This window comes from Pelagibacterium xiamenense (assembly GCF_021166475.1).
Taxonomy (GTDB): domain Bacteria; phylum Pseudomonadota; class Alphaproteobacteria; order Rhizobiales; family Devosiaceae; genus Pelagibacterium; species Pelagibacterium xiamenense.
Window position 1 is genome coordinate 37452 of the sequence record NZ_JAJOYS010000001.1, and the last position, 18612, is coordinate 56063.

Consider the following 18612-nt stretch of genomic DNA (forward strand, 5'->3'; position numbering starts at 1 on the left):
CTCCCCCAAAGACCCGCTATCCAGGATGTGACACGAATGGCGCAGACCGCGAACCTCAAGATCAAACGGGCCCTGCTGTCGGTCTCCGACAAGACCGGCATTGTCGATTTCGCCTCCAGCCTCTCCCGCATGGGCGTCGAAATCGTCTCGACCGGCGGCACGCGCAAGGCGCTGGCCGATGCCGGCCTGCCCGTCATCGACATCTCCGAGGTCACCGGCTTTCCCGAGATCATGGACGGCCGCGTCAAGACGCTCCATCCCAAGGTCCACGGCGGCCTTCTGGGCATCCGCTCGAACGAAGCGCACAAAAGCGCCATGCGCATCCACGACATTTCCCCCATCGATCTGGTTGTGGTGAACCTCTACCCGTTCGCCCAGACGGTGAAATCGGGCGCCGATTACGACACGGTCATCGAAAACATCGATATCGGCGGCCCCGCCATGATCCGCGCCGCGGCCAAGAACCACGGCGACGTCACCGTCATCGTCGATCCCGACGACTACGCCTTCGTTCTCGAGGAACTCAAGGACAAGGGCGAGGTGCCCTACCCCGCGCGCCAGAAGCTCGCGGCCAAGGCCTACTCGCGCACCGCCGCCTACGACGCGGCGATTTCCAACTGGTTCGCCCGGACGCTGGAAACCCCGGACCTCACCTGGCGCAGTTTCCCCGGCAAGCTCCGCCAGGAAATGCGCTACGGCGAAAACCCGCACCAGTGGGCGGCGTTCTACACCGACGGATCGGACCGCCCCGGCGTCGCCACCGCCACCCAGGTCCAGGGCAAGCAGCTCTCGTACAACAACATCAACGACACCGACGCGGCCTTCGAGCTCGTTGCCGAATTCGATCCGGAAAAATCCGCCGCGGTGGCCATCATCAAGCACGCCAATCCGTGCGGCGTCGGTGAGGGCAAGACCCTTGTGGAAGCCTACAAGGCCGCGCTCCTGTGTGATCCCGTCTCCGCCTTCGGCGGCATCGTGGCGCTCAACCGCCCGCTCACCGAAGAGATCGCCACCGAGATCGTCAAGCTCTTCACCGAGGTGATCATCGCCCCGGGTGCCTCCGACGAGGCGATCGCCATCATCGAGGCCAAAAAGAACCTGCGCCTGCTTCTGACCGACGCCCTGCCCGACCCCAAATCCGACGGACTGACCGTCAAATCGGTGGCCGGCGGGCTTCTGGTGCAGACTCGCGACAACAAGAACGCCGAGGATTGCGACTTGAAGGTCGTCACGGAGCGCCAGCCGACCGAAGCGGAAATGCGCGACCTCCTGATCGCGGCCAAAGTCGCCAAGCACGTGAAGTCGAACGCCATCGTCTACGTCAAGGACGGCGCCACCGTCGGTATTGGCGCGGGCCAGATGAGCCGTGTCGATTCCGCGCGCATCGCACACCGCAAATCCAAGGACGCCGCAAAGGCGGCAAAGCTCAAGGGCGCCCTGACCGAAGGCTCGGTCGTCGCCTCGGATGCCTTCTTCCCCTTCGCCGACGGCCTCGAAGCCCTGATCGAAGCGGGGGCCACTGCCGTCATCCAGCCCGGCGGCTCGATCCGCGACGAGGAAGTGATCGCGGCGGCCAACAAGGCCGGCCTCGCCATGGTCTTCACCGGCATGCGCCATTTCCGGCACTGACCGGGTTCGCCCTTTGCACGAAAAAGGCGGCCCCGGGGCCGCCTTTCTTGTCCGACCGGCCTGGTTTTAGCCCAAAAGCCCCAGCACGATCCCCTGTACGATCACGACGCCCAGAAGATACCCGCCGTCGATAACCGACAGCGACCAGGGCTTGCCCTGGTACCGGTGGTTGAGGATCATCGAGGTAACGATGAACCCGACCCACATATGGATACCGATCAAGACGGCATTGTAGACCGTCGTGTCACCCATGATCACCGGCGTAAGAAGCGCCAGAAAATAGGCCATGACGAGCTGGCATGCCGTCGCCCATACGAACGGGGTGACAGAGCTTCCCGATTTGATGTCGTCCTCGGTGATCCCCGCCGCGGCCATCCACTGCCTGGACAGTATCATGTACCAGGCCGCGCCCAGCGCCATCGAGGCGACCGTCGCAAGGATCACCGCCAGCCAGTTGACGTCGAAATGCGTTATTCCCATCTGAATTTTCCCCTCACGCAGCGCGGCGCCGGCGCACCCCACGCACGCCCCTGATTCGCGCCTGCGTCATTGTAACGCAGCACGCGGCTGTGCCGAGGGATTTTTTCCAATGCCCAGAAGGGACTAAGGCTTCACGCCCCCCAATTCGCAGATGATCTTCCACTCGGCCTCGGAAACCGGCTGCACCGAAAGCCGCGAATTGTTGACGAGCACCATATCCCCAAGCTTGGGGTGCGCCTTGATCTCGTCGAGCGTCACGGGCCTTTCGAAAGACTTCACCGCTTCGACATCCACGCACTCCCAGCGCGGATCGTCGGTGGTGGAATCCGGATGGACCTCGTTGGCGACCCTGACGATCCCCACGACGGCCTTCTCCTTCACCGAGTGATAGAAGAACCCCAGTTCGCCCTTCTTCATCTCGCGCATGTTGTTGCGCGCCTGATAATTGCGCACCCCGTTCCATTCCTCGGGTGCGCCCTTTTCCACCTGATGGTGCCAGCCCCAGGTCTCGGGCTCGGACTTGAACAGCCAGTATGCCACTTAGATATCCTCCGGACGTTTGAGGGCCCAGTTCCAGGGCCGGATATCGATCGATTGAAAGAGCCCCGCCGCCGCGTAAGGATCCTTCTCCATCAGCGCCGCGGCCGCCTCGCGGCTTTCCGCCTTGACGACGAGCAACGACCCGCAGGGCTTCTCGTCGGCGCCAAGATAGGGCCCGGCCAGAACCAGCGCGGCGTCGTTCTCCTCCCAGAATTGAAGGTGCGCCGGGCGCGTCGCCAGGCGCAGGTCGAGGGATTCGGGTTTGTCGAGAGCACTGACGGCAAAGAGCATCGCTGGTTATCCTTCACGTTTGAGCGGACGGGTCATGAGCATGTGGACGATCGCGGAAATATCCTCGGCGCCCGAAAGCGCAAGATTGACCGCATGAACGAGCGGGGCGTCGATGCCGAACGCTTCGGCGAGCGCCTGCGCCACCGGCGCGGTATAGACCCCCTCGGCAAGCCCGATCCCGCGCGCCCGGATCTCGGCAACGCTGGCGCCTTCCCCGAGCGCCACCCCGAACCGATAGTTGCGCGAGGCGTCCGACGTGCAACTGAGCGCCAGATCGCCGATCCCCGCAAGCCCCCCGAGCGTTGCCTCCTGCCCGCCCATCGCGCCGATCAGCCGCCCGAGTTCGGCAAAGGCCCGCGCCAGGAACGCCGAGCGCGCCGAGAGCCCCAGCCCGGCCCCCTCGATCGCCCCGGAGCCGAGCGCATAGACGTTCTTCAGGCCGCCGCAAAGCTCGACCCCGACAAGATCGTCGCTCGCATAGGGCCGGAAGCTCCGGCTCGCCAGGAGCGACGCAACCGCCTCCGCGCGCCCGATATCGGGCCCCGCAAGCGTCACCGCCGTCGGCCTCCCGCTCGCCACGTCATGGGCAAAGCTCGGGCCCGAGAGGACGAACGGCTCGGCCCCGGGCGCGGCCTCGGAGAGAACCTGGCTCTGACGCCGGTTTGTCCCCGCCTCGAATCCTTTCGCGCACAAAACCACCGGCAGACCCGCCAGGCGTTCGGGTCCGATGGCCTCGAGCGTGGCGCGCGTTGCCTGCGCGGGGACAACCATGAGGATAAGGTCGGCGCCCTCGAACGCCGAGTAGTCCGAATAGGCGACCAGCGACGGCGCCAGATCGATATCGCCCAGATAACGCGTCAATCGATGATTCAGCGTCACGTCGCGCGCTGAATCCCGATCGCGTGCAAAAAGCCGGACCTCATGCCCCGCAAACGCCGCGGCCTGCGCCAGTGCCGTGCCCCAGGCCCCCGCTCCGACGACATGCACCCGGCTCACGCTGTCGCCTCCACGATTGTTTCATCGAGGGGCCATCGTGGCCGCGCGATGACACCGAAATCGTCCCTGACCCCAAGCGCGAACCGCTCGGCCCCCGCCCACGCCACCATGGCCCCGTTATCGGTGCAAAGCGCCGGCGGCGGCACGATCAAATGAGCGCCCGCGGCGTCGGCAACGTCCCGCAAGGCCGCCCCGATCGCCCGGTTCGCCGCGACCCCTCCGGCCACCACGAACCGCGCCGGAAAACCCGGAAAACGGGCGGAAAACCGCTCCAGCGCCTTGCGCGACCGCGCCGCAACGATGTCCGTCACCGCCGCCTGAAAGCTCGCACAAAGGTCTGAAATATCTTGCGAATTGACCGGAGCCACCGATTCCGCCGCCAACCGCAGCGCCGTTTTCAGCCCCGAAAACGAGAAGTCCAGCCGGTCTTCCTTGAGCAACGGCCGCGGCAAAGCAAACCGCGTTCCATCCCCCGAGGCCGCCGCAGCCTCCACCGCCGGCCCGCCCGGATACCCCAGCCCCAGCAATTTCGCAGCCTTATCAAAGGCTTCTCCAAGCGCATCGTCGATCGTCGTGCCCCAGCGCTCATACGATCCGACACCCTTGACCAGCACAAATTGCGAATGCCCGCCGGACACCAGCAGCATCAGATAGGGAAATTCGACCCCATCCGTCAGCCGCGCCGTCAGCGCATGCGCTTCCAAATGATTGATTGCGATCAAGGGCTTACCGGTCGCGCTCGACAACGCCTTGGCCGTCGTCAGCCCCACCAGCACCCCTCCGATGAGCCCCGGTCCCGCTGTCGCGGCGATCGCCGAAAGATCGTCAAACCCGACCCCGGCCTCATCGAGCGCCGCTTGGATAATCGCGTCGAGATGAATAACATGGCTGCGCGCCGCCAGTTCGGGCACCACGCCCCCAAACGCCTCGTGCTCGGCAATCTGCGAGCGCACGACGTTGGAGACGATCGTTCCCGACCCGTCGGGATCGCGCCGCACCACTGCCGCCGCAGTCTCGTCGCAGCTGGTTTCGATGCCGAGGATGAGGGCGGGATTGTCCATTGCGGCGTTCTGACTCTGGCCTTGGGTCGCGTTAACGCGTTATCATTCAATACAAAACGCATTGAGCCAATGCGCCATGTATCTGATCTCTTAAGTAGGACGAGGCCACTTTGCAATCTATCACCATCGGCACCCGCGGGTCCCCGCTCGCCGTCGCCCAGGCCGAAGAGGTCCGCAATAAGCTCGCCGCCGCCCACGGCTTGGGGCTCGACACCATCGCCATCAAGGTGATCAGGACAAGCGGCGACATGATCCAGGACCGGCCCCTGTCGGAGGTCGGCGGCAAAGGCCTTTTCACCAAAGAGATCGAAAAGGCGCTTTATGACGGCGAGATCGACCTCGCCGTGCATTCGGCCAAGGACATGCCGACGCACCTGCCCGAAGGTATGGTGCTCTCGGCTTTCCTCGAGCGCGAGGACGTTCGCGACGCGTTCATCTCGCTGATCGCCAGGAGCCCCGACCACCTGCCTGAAGGCGCGAAGATCGGAACCTCGTCGCTGCGCCGCGGCGCCCAGTTCAAGCGCCTCCGGCCCGATTTCCGGACCGTCGACTTCCGGGGCAATGTGGCGACCCGCCTCAAAAAGCTCGCCGACGGCGTCGCCGACGCGACGCTTCTCGCGCTCGCCGGCCTCAACCGGCTTGGCGAAGCGCACCGCGCGACGCTCATCCTCGACACGAGGGATTTTCCGCCCGCCCCGGCGCAAGGCGCCATCTGCATCGAAACCCGCGCGAACGACACCCGCGTCACTGAACTCGTCGCCGCGCTCGATCACGCCGAAACGGCAACCCGCGTCAGCGCCGAACGGGCCTTTCTCGATACGCTCGACGGTTCGTGCAAGACCCCGATCGCCGCGTTCTCGACGCTGGAAGGCGCAAGGCTGACGCTCTTTGGCCAGATCCTCTCGCCCGACGGCAAGGAGGCCTTCGAAGATGAAGTCGTTGGCGATGCCACGGAGGCCCGTGCCCTTGGCCACGCCCTCGGCGAGAAACTCAAGGCCGAAGCGGGCGCCGATTTTCTCGATACGCTCAAACGGACTTAACCGGCAAGGGAGTGCCCATGGCCCCGGTCCTGCTCATAACCCGACCGCAGCCCGATGCCGACCGCACCGCCGCGCACCTGCGCGCGCTCGACATCGACTGCGCCATTGCGCCCATGCTCGAGGCAAAGCCCAGCGGCACCGCGCTGCCGGCGCTGGATGCTATGGTGGCAACCGCCGCCACCAGTGCCAACGCCATCCGCTTTTTGAGCGAGCAGCCGGGCTTTGAAATCCTCCGCGGCCGCCCGCTCTACACCGTCGGCGACCAGACCGCCCGCGAAGCCGAATTGGCCGGCTTTACCAACGTTCATAGCGCTGGCGGCACGCTGCACGACCTGGCCCACCTGATCGCGGCAAACAAGCCCCCTGGACCGGTCTTCTACCCTGCCGCGCACCATCAGAGCGGCGATCTCGCGGGACTTCTGTCCACTTCCGGTATCCCGGTCGAAACCCACGTGCTTTACGAAATGGTGGCGGTATCCGCGTTCCCGCCGGCTGCGCTCAAGCGCCTTATGGATGGCGAAATCGCCGGGGCACTGTTTTATTCACGCCGCACTGCGGTGGTATTTGCGAGACTTTGCGAAGGCAGAGATTTCGCGCCCGTGCGAACCCGTCTCGAAGCACTGTGCATTTCCGAATCCTGCGCCGAACCGCTGGTGGAAAGCCATTTCCTGCGTATCTCACTCGCCGATGAACCCAATGGCGAGGCCATGGAAACCCTCGCGCTGGCTTTTGCCCGCGAGCAAATCAGGCCATGATGACGAGGCCCCCTTCGTAATGCTTGCAAGAGGCTTTTCATAAATGGCGGACAAGAAACCCGGCCCGGTCAAACCCCCGATCATCGACGCAAAAGCGCGCGAGGCTGGGAGCGTGGACGAGGGCGAGCCGCGCGCCGAAGGCGCATCCGGCGCCACGGAAACCAAAGCGGGCGAAAAAGCGTCGGCGTCGCGCCCAGCCAGCGGCGGCGGCCCGGAAACATCCCGGACCTCCGGCACGGCCGCTCCGAAAGCCGGGTCGGAGAAATCCAAGACCGAAACGGCACAGGCGCAAAAACCCAAGGCCGATAGCGCACGGTCCCGGTCAGGTGGCAAGCCGAGCACGAACGCGCTCGGCGCCGGAGCCCTTGCCGCAACCGGTCTCGGCGGCGCGGCCCTTGGTTTCGCGCTCGCCTATGGACTGGCGGTATTCGGCTTCTGGCCGACGCCTGAACCCGATACCGGCGCCACCGCGGCAATCGAATCGCGTATCGCCGATCTCGAATCGGCCCTGTCCGGCGTCACAAATGACAGCGGCCAGGCCGACACCCGGATCGGCGACCTCGATACGCGTCTCCAATCGCTCGAAACCGATGTGACTGGACTTGCCCAGTCCGCCCCGGTTGCCCAATCGGATTTGGAAGCTCTTTCTGCGCGGGTGGATGAACTCGCCAACGCGGTCAACGCTGTCAGCGCGGGCGCCTCGGGCCCTGACGCCACCCAGATCGGGTCGGACATCGCCTCACTCCAAAGCCGGATCGATGCCGTTGAGGGCGATTTGGGCAACCTTGTCCCTTCGGCAACCGGCATGACCGCTGACCTCCAGGGCCTCGAGGCGCGCGTTGCCGAACTCGAATCGGCATTCGCCGATCAGCCCGAAGTCGCCGAGATAACGGCAGAGCGCGACCGCTTCGCCCAGATCCCGGGGATCATCGCCACGCTCGAGCGGACAATCGCCGCCGGAGACCCTTTTGCGGCCTCGTTGGCGGATCTCGAAGCCGTCCTGCCCAATCTCCAGATCCCGCAAACGGTCCGCGCAGCAAGCGCCACGGGAATTTCGTCGACGGAGGCCATAGACGCCGAACTACGCGCGCTGATGCCCGAACTTCTCGCCGCACGACCGCACGACCCCGATGCCGGAATCTTCGAAACGCTGATGAGCCAGGCACAATCGGCCATCGCCCTGCGCCCGGCCGGTGACGTCGCCGGCAATTCGCCCGACGCGCTCCTTGCCCGCGCCGAGGCGGCGCTCGAAAACGGCGATCTCGCGGCAGCACGCGCGGCCTTGACCGCCTTGCCCGACCCGATGCGGGAGGTGGCGGCGCCCGTCGTGGAAAAAACCACCGCCGCGCTCTCTGCACGAGACCTGCTCGAAGCCGCCCGTGACGCAACCAATGGCATAGGAGAGGCCGCGCAATGACCCGCCTTGTCGTATACCTCGCCCTGAGCCTCGTTCTTGCATTGGGCGCCGCATGGCTCATCGCCTTGCCCGGCACTGTCCGGATCGATGTCGGAAATTACCGGCTCGAGCCGGGTATCGGCACGGCCATCGGCGCGCTGATTGCGCTCATGGTGCTGACGATAATCGCGTGGGCCATTGTCCGGCGCATTCTCGCAGCCCCGAAAACCATCGCACGCCATACCGCCCGTCGCCGCTACGATGCGGGCGTCGAAGCGCTCTCGGACGGCCTGATCGCGCTTCAGGCCGGCGAACTCACAAAGGCCCGCAGCCTCGCCCGGGATGCACGATCCAAGCTCCCCGAAAACGCCGCCGCGCAATTGCTCGAGGCGCGCGCCGAACTGGCGCTGGGAGATCTGGCCGCTGCCCGCGAGCACTACCGCGCGCTCATCTCCAACCCCAAGACCGCGATCGCCGCCCTTGCCGGACTTCACGAGCAAGCCGTCGCCCAGAACCGTCCCAACGCGGCGCTCACCTTTGCCCGTAAGGCGCTGGTGCTCTCCCCTTCGCTCGATTGGGCCGGCCAGGCGGTCTTCGAAGACCTGGCCGCAAAGGGCGCGTGGGCCGAAGCGCTCGACATGTCCGGCTCGCTGCCCGCCCATACGCGTGCCCAGCGGGCCGACAAAAAACGCCGGCAGGGCATCCTCCAGACTGCGCTCGCGGGAACGCTTGAGGAAACCGCGCCCGACGCCGCCCTTGAACATAGCCTCGGCGCCCTCAAGTCGATCCCCAACTTCCCTCCCGCAGCGCTGATCGCTGCGCGCATCTACATCAACCGCGGCGACACCCGCCGCGCCTCGGGCATCCTCCGGCGCGTCTGGCGCGCGACGGGTCATCCCGACGTCGCTACGCTTTATGCCCACGTCAAACCCGGCGCCTCCGCCGTCGAACGCCTCAAGCGCATCCGCGCCCTCGTCGAGGCACCGGGCGAGGACCGCGCGGCGGCGATGGTGCTCGCCCGCGCTGCAATCGACGCCTATGAATGGGCACTGGCGCGCAACACACTCGCGCCCTTCGCCGCCAACGAACCCACCCAGCAGATTTGCCTCTTGATGGCCGAAATCGAGGAGGGCCAGTCGGGCGACCAGGGCAAGGCCCGCGAATGGCTGGCCCGCGCCGTAAACGCGCCCCGGGACCCCACCTGGACCGCTGACGGCACGACGAGCGACGAATGGGCACCGGTCTCCCCCGTCACCGGTCGCCTCGACGCGTTCGAATGGAAAGTCCCGGTCACCGCGCACACCCATCGGGCACTGGAGACTCACCGGCCTGCGAACCAGCCCGATCCCACCGAACCCTCCAAGTCGATCGAAGCAGCGCCCAAAGGCGAGCGAACCTTGTCGGCCTCGGCCTCGACGGGCTAGCGGCCGGGGCAAAAGAAAGTGCGCGCAAGGCCGTTCTCGGCCCTTGCGCAAAACCGCCCGCATCAGTAAAAGACGCGGGCAATCGTACCGGTCGGCATTTTCCCGCCGGCTCGCCCTGTGGGCCGCTTTAGCTCAGTTGGTAGAGCACATCATTCGTAATGATGGGGTCGCGTGTTCGAGTCACGCAAGCGGCACCAGCCCTTTCCGGACAGCAACACGAACCACCTCAATGCGTTGTGCCTGCATCGTGAGCCAGCAGGCTTGCGCCCAGCCCGGGGCGGGTACGTAGAGCCCGGCGGAAATCGCTCGGGCTCATCCCCGCAAGCTTGCGGAAACTCGCATTGAACGCCGATAGCGAGCCGAACCCGCTGTCCATCGCCACCTGCAGGACACTCATGTCATCCTGATGCAAAAGCGCTTGCGCGTAGGAGAGCCGCAGGAGGCTCACATACTCGTTGAGCGTCATGCCGGTGGATTTCTTGAACACATTCATCGCGTATTTGGGGTGGATATCGGCCGAAGACGCAATATCGTTTGAATCGATATCGTGCCTGAAATTCGCAGCCACGAACGAACAGATCCGCCCGATATTGTGGAAGCTCTGCCGGTCCGGTGCCTCGAGCGGCGTATGGGGTTCGGTCTCGGCCTCCAAAAGGCAATAGCTGTCGAACTGGATCCGCTCAATGCGCAAGAGCACCTCATCGATCGCGTGTTCGACCCGCGCCGCATTCTCAGAGCGCAGATACCCCGACCATCGGGCAAAATTTCCATCGTCGCTCGGATCGCGCTGCCGCGTCAGCAGCGTCCCGCCCAGCATCAGCCGTTGCTGGATGTCTTCGGGCAACCGCAGCCGGAAAAAGTGCAAAAGCGGCAGATGGATCGCGATGTAGAAAGCATCGTCGCTGGTGTCGACGACCCTGTGGGGCAGCCCGCCCCAGAACAGGCACAGATCGCCTGGCGCAAGATGCACGCCATGCCCCTGCATCTGATAATCGACCGTACCGGCAAAGACATAGTTGATTTCGACCTGCGCGTGCCAATGCGCCGTGGCCATGATGCCGGGCTGCTCATGGCTGACGAACAAACGGTTGGGCACCCGCTCCACCGTGCTCAGGCGCGGGTCCCAGTACCGCTTCCCACCAATCTTACGATCCAACGACTCCCCCTTCCCTTATTGCGAGACGCCGATCTCCAAACTGCTAGTTTAGGTTTGGCCCGGCACCCGGGCAAATGAAAAAGGGAGGACTTCAAATGCGCACCAAAGTGATCTGCACGGGGTTGGCGCTTGGCGTCGCCATGTCGGCGACCGGCGCGAGCGCCCAATCGGGCGAACTCACCATCTGGAGCTGGAACATTGCCGCTTCCTCGCTCGAATCCGTGATCGAAGGGTTCAACGCCCAGTATCCGGACGTCTCGGTGACGGTGGAAGATCTCGGCAACCAGCAGGTTTTCGACCGGCTCCTCGCCGGCTGCGCCGCGGGCGGCTCCGGCCTGCCCGATATCGTTTCGATCGAAAATCACGAAGCCGAAATCTTCTGGGCCCAGTTCCCCGACTGTTTTGTCGACCTGCGGACACTCGGCTATTCCGAGGATGTCGCTTCGGCCTTCCCCGACTTCAAGCGCATCGAACTCGAGGTCGGCGACAAGGCCTATGCCATGCCTTGGGATTCCGGACCCGTGGCCATGTTCTACCGCCGCGACTTCTATGAAAACGCCGGCGTCGACCCCGCCTCGATCTCGACCTGGGACGATTTCATCGCGGCCGGCGAAGCGGTAATGGAAGCCAATCCCGGCGTCGTCATGGCGCAGGCGGATCTCAACGGCGACACCGAATGGTTCCGCATGCTCGCCAACGAGCAGGGCTGCGGCTACTTCGCCCAGGACGGTGCGGCCATCACCGTCGCCCAGCCCGGCTGCGTTGCAGCGCTCGAAAAGGTTGGCGAAATGGTCAACGCGGGGCTCATCACCGCCGCCGACTGGAACGAAAAGATCCAGTCCAACAACGCCGGCACCGTCGCCTCGCAGCTCTATGGCGGCTGGTACGAAGGCACCATCCGCTCGACCGCGCCCGAGGATCAGGCCGGGCTCTGGGGCGTATACCTCATGCCCTCGATGACCGAAGACGGCCCGCACGCGGCGAACCTCGGCGGTTCATCGCTCGCCATCACCTCGGCCACGAACAATCCCGAAGCGGCCTGGGCCTATGTCAACTATACCCTCGGCACCAATGAAGGTCAGGTGACCATGCTGCGCGAATACGGTCTCGTGCCCTCGCTGCTCTCCGCCCTCGACGATCCCTATGTTAGCGAACCCCTCCCCTTCTGGGGCGATCAGGCGGTCTGGGTCGATATTCTCGGCACGCTCGACGATGTCGTCCCGAGCCGCGGCACGCCCTTCTTCGGCGACGCCGACGGGGTCATGCGCGCGGTCCAGACGCAGTATCTCAATGGCGGGTATGAGAGCGCTCAAGCCGCGCTCGACGATGCCGCCGGCCAGATCGCGCTGGTGACCGGGCTGCCGGTCGCGAACTGACCACGCATCCGGCGCGCGGACGAGAGGACGCCCGCGCGCCGGATTTCGCTTGAGGAGGAGGACAAAACGATGCGCGTGCGTTCGCGGACGGCCTACGGATTTCTGGCGCCGTATCTCTTGATCTTCGCCGGGTTCTGGATCTGGCCGATCCTCTATTCGTTCTACCTCTCCTTCCTCTCGACCCGCATCCAGCCCTGGACGTTCAACCCCACCATCAATTGGGGCCGGCTGGTCATCGACCCGGCCTTCGCCAACGCGCTCAAAAATACCCTCATCATCCTCGTCATCCAGGTGCCGGTGATGATCGCGCTCGCGACGCTCCTCGCGGTGCTCTTGAATTCGCACCTGCTGCGCGCCCGCGGCATCATGCGTTTTGCGTTCTTCGCGCCCGTGGTCGTCGGCGAAGTCGCCTATGCCGCGGTGTTCCGCCTGATGTTCAACACCGATTTCGGCGTCGTCAACAAGATCATCGGTGTGGTCGGCATCCCGCCGGTCTCCTGGTTTTCCAACCCCACGGCCGCAATGGCGCTCATCATCATGGCCGTCACCTGGCGCTGGGTCGGGTATAACGCCATCATCATCCTCTCGGGTCTGCAAACGATCCCCGAGGACGTTTACGAGGCCGCGACGCTCGATAAGGTCTCCAAGACCAAGCAGTTCTTCTTCATCACACTTCCGCTTTTGAAGCCCATCATCCTCGTCTGCGTCGTGCTCTCGGTCATCGGCACCATGCAGCTTTTCGCCGAACCATTCCTCATCACCAACCGCGGCGGTCCGGGCGGGGCGACGGAGACGCTGGGGCTCTTCCTCTACCGGCAGGGCTTCACGGTTTTGAACTTCGGCTACGCCTCGGCGGTCGCCTACACCATCGCCGCGCTGGCGGTCATCATCTCCGTGCTCAATCTCTGGCTCGGGAGGGATCCCAAATGAGATCGAAATCCGCCGCGACGCTCTATCGGACCATCGCGCTCCACGCCGTGCTCGTGCCGCTCGCGCTCATATGGCTCTTCCCGATCTGGATGATGGTGGTCTTTTCCACCATGCCCGAAAACGGCATCTTCTCGCCCACGATCAATCTTATTCCGTCCGACCAGTTCTGGACCAACTTCCAGTTGCTCGAGGCCGATACCGGTTTTCTGCGCACGGTCTTCGTCTCGGTCGTCGTCGCCATCGTCTATACGGTGACCTCGGTGCTCCTCACGTCGATGGCCGGCTGGGCGCTCGCGCGTTACCACTTCGTGGGCAAGGGCGTCGTTCTGGGCATAATCCTCGGAACGCTGACGCTGCCCTATTTCGTCGTGGTGATCCCGCAATTCATCATGGTCGCGCGCACATTCGGGCTCGCCAATACCTGGTTCGCGCTGATCGTGCCGCCCCTTTTCAACGCGCTCGGCGTGCTCTTCATGCGCCAGGCGTTCTCCATGATGCCCGGCGAACTCTTCGACGCCGCGCGGGTCGAAGGCGTGAAGGAATGGCAGATATTTCTGCGCGTCGCGATGCCCATGGCGCGCCCGACCATCGCCGCACTGTGCATCATCCTGTTCCTCGCAAGCTGGAACAATTATCTCTGGCCCTTGCTCATCAACAACCGCCCCGACATGATGACCGCGCCCGTCGCATTGGGTTCGCTCATCGGGGTGACGCGGGTCTCCTGGGGCGGCATCATGACCGGCGCGGTGATCCTCACCGCCCCCATGCTGGTCGTCTTCGTTCTCCTTCAACGCCATTTCGTGGCCGGCATCGCCGCCGGCGCCATCAAATAAGGGAGGGTGCCAATGGCAGGCGTAACGCTTAAAGGCGTCAAGAAGCGCTTCGGATCGGTCGAAGTGATCCACGGCGCGGATATGGACATCAAGGACGGCGAGTTCGTCGTCTTCGTTGGCCCCTCGGGCTGCGGAAAATCCACCCTGCTGCGCATGATCGCCGGGCTCGAGGATATCTCCGAAGGCGAGATCGCCATCGGCGGGACGACCGTCAACGATGTCGAGCCTGCCGACCGCGGTATCGCCATGGTGTTCCAATCCTACGCGCTCTACCCGCACATGACGGTCGCTCAAAACCTCTCCTTCGGGCTGAGAATGACGGGCAACGACAAGGCCGACACAAAACGCCGCGTCGACAAGGCCGCCGAGATCCTGCAGATCGAACAATTGCTCGACCGCCGCCCGCGCCAGCTCTCGGGCGGTCAGCGCCAGCGCGTGGCCATCGGACGGGCCATCGTGCGCGAACCCCAGGTCTTTCTCTTCGACGAACCGCTCTCGAACCTCGACGCCGAACTGCGCGTGCAGATGCGCGTCGAAATCGCGCGGCTCCACGCCGAACTCGGCACCACGATGATCTACGTCACCCACGACCAGATCGAAGCGATGACGCTGGCCGACAAGATCGTCGTCCTGCGCGACGGGCGGATCGAACAGATCGGCGCCCCGCTCGACCTTTACGACGACCCGGCCAATCAGTTCGTCGCCGGTTTCGTCGGCTCCCCGCGCATGAACTTCATGGCCGCCAAGGTCGTCGAAGCCGGCGGGGGCACCGCGACCCTTGAACTGGTCAACCAGGGCAGGGCCCGTTTGACCGTCCCCATAACAAACGCACTCAAGCCCGGCGATGACGTCTCCCTTGGCCTGCGCCCCGAGCATTTCGGCGACGAAAATGCCGAAGGCTCCAAGCTCACGCTCAAGATCGACGTTGCCGAGCATCTTGGCGCGACGAGCTATATCTACGCCAACACCGCAACCGAACAACTGATCATCGAACGCGAGGAATCGCGTGCCGAGATCGGCCGTGAAGAGATCACGGTCGCCATTCCGCCTGCCCGCGTCTATCTCTTCGATGGCGACGGGACGCGGCTGAAATAACCCTCTTGCTTTAGGAAAGACCCGACCAAATGACTCAAGCACCGAAGATCCGTTGGGGTATCCTCGGACCCGGCAACATCGCCAAGGCCTTCGCCGGTGGCGTTCTGCATTCCGAGACCGGGGAACTCGCGGCCATCGCCACGCGCAATCCCGGCCGCGCCGGGCTCGCCGACGCCTTTCCTGGCGCGCGGATTGTCGATGGCTATCACGCCCTGCTCGATGACCCCGAAATCGACGCGGTCTACATCGCCGTGCCGCACCCCTATCACGCCCAGTGGGGCATTCGCGCGGCCGAAGTGGGAAAGCACGTTCTGTGCGAAAAACCCATGGGGCTCTCCGCCTTCGAGGCGGACGCCATGTTCCATGCCGCGCTCAAGGCCGGCACGTTCATGGGCGAAGCCTATATGTACCGCCTGCATCCGCAGACGAAAAAAATCGTCGATCTTGTCACATCCGGCGCCATCGGCGAGGTGCGCATGATCAAGTCGAGCTTCGGCTTCGCCATGCCCAAATTCGACCCCGAACACCGGCTCTACGCCAACGATCTCGCCGGTGGCGGCATTCTCGACGTCGGCGGCTATCCGGTCTCGATGGCCCGGCTGATCGCCGGCGCGGTCGACGGCAAAGGGGTCTCCGAACCCGTCGAAGTGTCCGGTTCGGGGCATCTGGGTCAGTCGGGCGTCGACGAATGGGCATCCGCCGTCCTCAAGTTCGAAAACGGCATCGTCGCCGAGGTCTCGTGCTCGGTCTCGCTCAACCAGGACAACGTTCTGCGCATCCTCGGCACCACGGGCCGGATCGAGGTCAAGGACTTCTGGTTCGCCTCCGGCCACGAGGGTGGCACGGGGCTGATCGAGATCGTCCGCCCCGACGGCAGCCGCGAGACGGTCGAGGTCAAGGAAGACCGCTGGCTATATTCCTTCGAGGTCGACGCCGCCGGCGAAGCGATCCGGGCGGGGAAGACGGAATTCGCTTATCCCGGCATGACCCGCGCCGACAGCCTCGCCAATCTGCGCGTCATGGACAAATGGCGCGCGAGCATCGGGCTCGAATACGAGATCGAAAAGCCCAATCTGCGCACCGCCACGATCAAGGGCGAGCCGCTCGAAAAGCGCTCCGACGCCATCAAGCGCCACAAGATTCCCGGCCTTGAGCGCCCCATCTCCAAGGTCGCCATCGGCTTTGAGGATTTCCGCAGCTTTTCGAGCGTTTCGATCCTGCTCGATGCCTTTTACGAAAAGGGCGGCAACGCCTTCGATACCGGCTTCATCTATGGTGGCGGGATCACCGAGACGCTTCTGGGCGACTGGCACACCTCGCGCGGCGTGCGCGAGGATATGGTCATCATCGGCAAGGGCGCGCACTCCCCGCTCTGCTACCCCGATGTCATCGCCAAGCAGCTCGACGTGACGCTCGACCGGCTCAAGACCGACTATGTCGACGTCTATTTCATGCACCGCGACAATCTCGACATCCCCGTCGGTGAATTCGTCGATGCCATGGACGCCGAGGTCCAGAAAGGCCGAATTCGCGGGCCGTTCGGTGGTTCGAACTGGACGCGCGAGCGGTTCGACGAAGCCGTCGCGTATGCCAGAAAGACCGGCAAGACCGCACCGGGCGTCCTCTCGAACAATTTCTCGCTCGCCGAGATGCAAAAGCCGCTCTGGCCGGGCTGCATCGCATCGTCGGATGCCGAGTGGCGCACTTGGCTCGAGGAGCGGCAGATCCCCAACTTCGCCTGGTCGAGCCAGGGCCGCGGCTTCTTCACCGAGCGCGCGGGCCGCGACAAGACCGACAGCGTCGAACTTGTCGAGACCTGGTACACCGAGGAGAACTTCGGCCGCCGTGACAGGGCCATCGAGATGGCGGAGAAGCTCGGCAAGCACCCGATCCACATCGCGCTCGCCTATTGCTTCTATCAGCCCTTCCCGGTGGTCCCGCTGATCGGCCCCCGCACCCTCTGGGAACTCGATTCGAGCCTCGAAGCCCTCGAGATCGAGCTGACCCCCGAGGACATCGCCTGGCTCCAGACGGGCAAGCGATAGACGAAACCGGAAGGCCCGCCCAGTGCGGGCCTTTCTTTTGCGCGCACACGCGCAGCCCAAAGCGCCCTCCGGCGCCTGCCTTCAGGTTCAAACAACTGGACGGTATGCGGCGAGACGCGCCTCATACTGAATATATTAATGCGAGGCGAGCCTCGCCGCATACATCCGGGGTTTTCGGCTTATAGCGGCGCCCCGGGCTGGGGTTTGTTGGTCTTTAGTGGGTCGGTTGGTCGAACCGAAAAAGTGGAACCACTTTTTCTGCCAACCTCCCAAGCCCCCCAAATGACCGGTGCCCCTCTCCCTTTCGGGAGTACGACGGGGATATCAGTCCCCGTCCGGCCTCTGTCCGCTTTGGGCCTTCCCCGCGGCGACCCGCGAGGAACCCGGACCGGACCCGCCCAAACGTTCGTTGCGCCTGCGCCCATCAGAAGCGGGTCCGTACAGAGCAGAATAACCCGGGCTGCCGAGACGGGGATAAGTTTGCGTTACGCGCCTACCCCGCCGGGGCGCGAAGGGCCCGTCCCGCGTCGTCGAACACATGCCCCACCGCCGGATCGAGCGCGACATGGATGTCCTCGTGAAGCGCAATATCGGGCGCGCCGCCGAGCTTTATGGTCATCTCGTCGCCTTCGCGCGTGCGGAAGTGGACGATGGCGAATTCGCCCAATTGCTCTATGACCTCCACGGCACCGGATATCTGCGCGCTGTCCGCGCCGACACGTTCAAGATGCTCGGGCCGCACCCCCAGCGTCACCGCGTGCGACAAATCGCTGCCAGCGAAGGGCACGGTCCTGCCGTTGGGCAGCGCGACGCCCGACGCGCTGCCCTTGACCGGCAGCAGGTTCATCTTGTTACCGCCGATGAACTCGGCAACGAAGGTGTTCGCCGGCGAGCGGTAAAGCTCGAGTGGGGTGCCGACCTGTTCGATCACGCCCGCGTTGAGCACGACGATCTTGTCCGCCAGGGTCATCGCCTCGACCTGATCGTGCGTCACGTAAATCATTGTCGCGTCGAGGGTTTCGTGCAGCTTGGCGATCTCCACCCGCGTCTGCGCGCGCAAGGCCGCGTCGAGATTGGACAAGGGCTCGTCGAACAGGAACACTTTCGGATCACGCACGATGGCCCGCCCGATGGCCACGCGTTGGCGCTGGCCGCCCGAGAGTTGCTTTGGCATGCGCGAGAGATAGCTTTCGATCTGCAGGATACGCGCGGCCTCGTTGACACGCCTGTCGATCTCGGCCTGCGGCGCCTTGGAGAGCCGCAGCCCGAAGGCCATGTTCTCATAGACCGACATATGCGGATAAAGCGCATAGCTTTGAAACACCATCGCGATACCGCGCTGGGGTGAAGGGACATTGTTGACCACCCTGCCGCCGATCCCGATGTCCCCGCCCGAGATGGCCTCGAGCCCGGCGATCATGCGCAGCAGGGTCGATTTCCCGCACCCCGACGGTCCGACAAAGACAACGAACTCGCCCGAGCGGATATCGAGATCGATCCCATGGATGACCTCCAACGCGCCGTAGGATTTGCGCACATTCTTGAGCGTCACATCGGACATGGTG

At 64.3% G+C, this 18612-nt stretch carries 17 protein-coding genes and 1 tRNA gene; 11 read left to right on the forward strand and 7 right to left on the reverse strand.

The genetic code is table 11. The features are described 5' to 3' along the window. The first annotated feature begins 36 nt into the window (after nucleotides 1-36). Nucleotides 37-1629, forward strand: coding sequence for a bifunctional phosphoribosylaminoimidazolecarboxamide formyltransferase/IMP cyclohydrolase (gene purH / locus LSG43_RS00215; protein WP_231800283.1), 1593 nt, complete (start codon nucleotides 37-39; stop codon nucleotides 1627-1629). 66 nt (nucleotides 1630-1695) lie between these two features. Here the strand turns inward: purH and LSG43_RS00220 are convergent, their stop codons facing one another. From LSG43_RS00220 to tsaD, 5 genes are all read right to left on the reverse strand, one after another. Continuing rightward, nucleotides 1696-2109, reverse strand: coding sequence for a DUF1761 domain-containing protein (locus tag LSG43_RS00220; RefSeq protein ID WP_231800284.1), 414 nt, complete (start codon nucleotides 2107-2109; stop codon nucleotides 1696-1698). A 123-nt stretch (nucleotides 2110-2232) separates the two neighbouring features. Then, nucleotides 2233-2649, reverse strand: a complete 417-nt coding sequence (locus tag LSG43_RS00225; protein ID WP_231800285.1) for an EVE domain-containing protein — start codon at nucleotides 2647-2649, stop codon at nucleotides 2233-2235. Next, entirely contained in the window at nucleotides 2650-2940 is a 291-nt protein-coding gene (locus LSG43_RS00230) for a YciI family protein (RefSeq protein WP_231800286.1), read from the reverse strand. 6 nt (nucleotides 2941-2946) lie between these two features. Continuing rightward, nucleotides 2947-3936 (reverse strand): NAD(P)H-dependent glycerol-3-phosphate dehydrogenase, encoded by a 990-nt coding sequence (locus LSG43_RS00235; protein ID WP_231800287.1) that lies wholly within the window; start codon nucleotides 3934-3936, stop codon nucleotides 2947-2949. Beyond that, a complete protein-coding gene (gene tsaD / locus LSG43_RS00240) occupies nucleotides 3933-4997 on the reverse strand; it encodes a tRNA (adenosine(37)-N6)-threonylcarbamoyltransferase complex transferase subunit TsaD (protein ID WP_231800288.1) in 1065 nt (354 codons plus the stop codon). Before tsaD ends, LSG43_RS00235 begins: the two co-directional genes overlap by 4 nt. Nucleotides 4998-5107: 110 nt before the next feature. Here tsaD and hemC point away from each other — a divergent pair, with 110 nt between their 5' ends. The 5 genes from hemC to LSG43_RS00265 all read left to right on the forward strand — a co-directional run bounded on the left by hemC (nucleotide 5108) and on the right by LSG43_RS00265 (nucleotide 9809). Further along, the gene (gene hemC, locus LSG43_RS00245; protein WP_231800289.1) at nucleotides 5108-6037 is read left to right on the forward strand and encodes a hydroxymethylbilane synthase; all 930 of its coding nucleotides are present in this window, start codon (nucleotides 5108-5110) and stop codon (nucleotides 6035-6037) included. A gap of 17 nt (nucleotides 6038-6054) precedes the next feature. Then, complete coding sequence (locus tag LSG43_RS00250; RefSeq protein WP_231800290.1) at nucleotides 6055-6792, forward strand: uroporphyrinogen-III synthase; 738 nt, start codon at nucleotides 6055-6057, stop codon at nucleotides 6790-6792. Nucleotides 6793-6835: 43 nt separating this feature from the next. After that, complete coding sequence (locus tag LSG43_RS00255) at nucleotides 6836-8209, forward strand: COG4223 family protein (protein WP_231800291.1); 1374 nt, start codon at nucleotides 6836-6838, stop codon at nucleotides 8207-8209. Next, on the forward strand, nucleotides 8206-9612 hold the full coding sequence (locus LSG43_RS00260; protein ID WP_231800292.1) for a heme biosynthesis protein HemY: 1407 nt from the start codon (nucleotides 8206-8208) through the stop codon (nucleotides 9610-9612). Before LSG43_RS00255 ends, LSG43_RS00260 begins: the two co-directional genes overlap by 4 nt. A gap of 121 nt (nucleotides 9613-9733) precedes the next feature. Further along, nucleotides 9734-9809: transfer RNA gene (locus LSG43_RS00265), tRNA-Thr, on the forward strand. A gap of 29 nt (nucleotides 9810-9838) precedes the next feature. Here LSG43_RS00265 and LSG43_RS00270 read toward each other — a convergent pair. Beyond that, nucleotides 9839-10768: a helix-turn-helix domain-containing protein gene (locus tag LSG43_RS00270; RefSeq protein ID WP_231800293.1), complete on the reverse strand. Its 930-nt coding sequence runs from the start codon at nucleotides 10766-10768 to the stop codon at nucleotides 9839-9841. A 95-nt stretch (nucleotides 10769-10863) separates the two neighbouring features. On the opposite strand from LSG43_RS00270, the gene LSG43_RS00275 reads away from it, so the two are divergent. The 5 genes from LSG43_RS00275 to LSG43_RS00295 all read left to right on the forward strand — a co-directional run bounded on the left by LSG43_RS00275 (nucleotide 10864) and on the right by LSG43_RS00295 (nucleotide 17047). Then, complete coding sequence (locus LSG43_RS00275; protein ID WP_231800294.1) at nucleotides 10864-12144, forward strand: extracellular solute-binding protein; 1281 nt, start codon at nucleotides 10864-10866, stop codon at nucleotides 12142-12144. 69 nt (nucleotides 12145-12213) lie between these two features. Beyond that, a complete protein-coding gene (locus LSG43_RS00280; protein WP_231800295.1) occupies nucleotides 12214-13074 on the forward strand; it encodes a carbohydrate ABC transporter permease in 861 nt (286 codons plus the stop codon). Further along, nucleotides 13071-13907, forward strand: a complete 837-nt coding sequence (locus tag LSG43_RS00285) for a carbohydrate ABC transporter permease (protein ID WP_231800296.1) — start codon at nucleotides 13071-13073, stop codon at nucleotides 13905-13907. Before LSG43_RS00280 ends, LSG43_RS00285 begins: the two co-directional genes overlap by 4 nt. 12 nt (nucleotides 13908-13919) lie before the next feature. Beyond that, on the forward strand, nucleotides 13920-15002 hold the full coding sequence (locus tag LSG43_RS00290; RefSeq protein WP_231800297.1) for an ABC transporter ATP-binding protein: 1083 nt from the start codon (nucleotides 13920-13922) through the stop codon (nucleotides 15000-15002). A 29-nt stretch (nucleotides 15003-15031) separates the two neighbouring features. After that, nucleotides 15032-17047, forward strand: a complete 2016-nt coding sequence (locus LSG43_RS00295; RefSeq protein ID WP_231800298.1) for an aldo/keto reductase — start codon at nucleotides 15032-15034, stop codon at nucleotides 17045-17047. Between the two features lie 493 nt (nucleotides 17048-17540). Here the strand turns inward: LSG43_RS00295 and LSG43_RS00300 are convergent, their stop codons facing one another. After that, complete coding sequence (locus tag LSG43_RS00300) at nucleotides 17541-18608, reverse strand: ABC transporter ATP-binding protein (protein WP_231800299.1); 1068 nt, start codon at nucleotides 18606-18608, stop codon at nucleotides 17541-17543. Nucleotides 18609-18612: the final 4 nt, after the last annotated feature.

Coding starts and splice junctions, on each gene's coding strand:
- purH (WP_231800283.1), top strand. CDS start 37: ATGGCGCAGACCGCGAACCTCAAGATCAAACGGGCCCTGCTGTCGGTC.
- LSG43_RS00220 (WP_231800284.1), bottom strand. CDS start 2,109: ATGGGAATAACGCATTTCGACGTCAACTGGCTGGCGGTGATCCTTGCG.
- LSG43_RS00230 (WP_231800286.1), bottom strand. CDS start 2,940: ATGCTCTTTGCCGTCAGTGCTCTCGACAAACCCGAATCCCTCGACCTG.
- tsaD (WP_231800288.1), bottom strand. CDS start 4,997: ATGGACAATCCCGCCCTCATCCTCGGCATCGAAACCAGCTGCGACGAG.
- LSG43_RS00250 (WP_231800290.1), top strand. CDS start 6,055: ATGGCCCCGGTCCTGCTCATAACCCGACCGCAGCCCGATGCCGACCGC.
- LSG43_RS00255 (WP_231800291.1), top strand. CDS start 6,836: ATGGCGGACAAGAAACCCGGCCCGGTCAAACCCCCGATCATCGACGCA.
- LSG43_RS00260 (WP_231800292.1), top strand. CDS start 8,206: ATGACCCGCCTTGTCGTATACCTCGCCCTGAGCCTCGTTCTTGCATTG.
- LSG43_RS00275 (WP_231800294.1), top strand. CDS start 10,864: ATGCGCACCAAAGTGATCTGCACGGGGTTGGCGCTTGGCGTCGCCATG.
- LSG43_RS00280 (WP_231800295.1), top strand. CDS start 12,214: ATGCGCGTGCGTTCGCGGACGGCCTACGGATTTCTGGCGCCGTATCTC.
- LSG43_RS00285 (WP_231800296.1), top strand. CDS start 13,071: ATGAGATCGAAATCCGCCGCGACGCTCTATCGGACCATCGCGCTCCAC.
- LSG43_RS00290 (WP_231800297.1), top strand. CDS start 13,920: ATGGCAGGCGTAACGCTTAAAGGCGTCAAGAAGCGCTTCGGATCGGTC.
- LSG43_RS00295 (WP_231800298.1), top strand. CDS start 15,032: ATGACTCAAGCACCGAAGATCCGTTGGGGTATCCTCGGACCCGGCAAC.
- LSG43_RS00300 (WP_231800299.1), bottom strand. CDS start 18,608: ATGTCCGATGTGACGCTCAAGAATGTGCGCAAATCCTACGGCGCGTTG.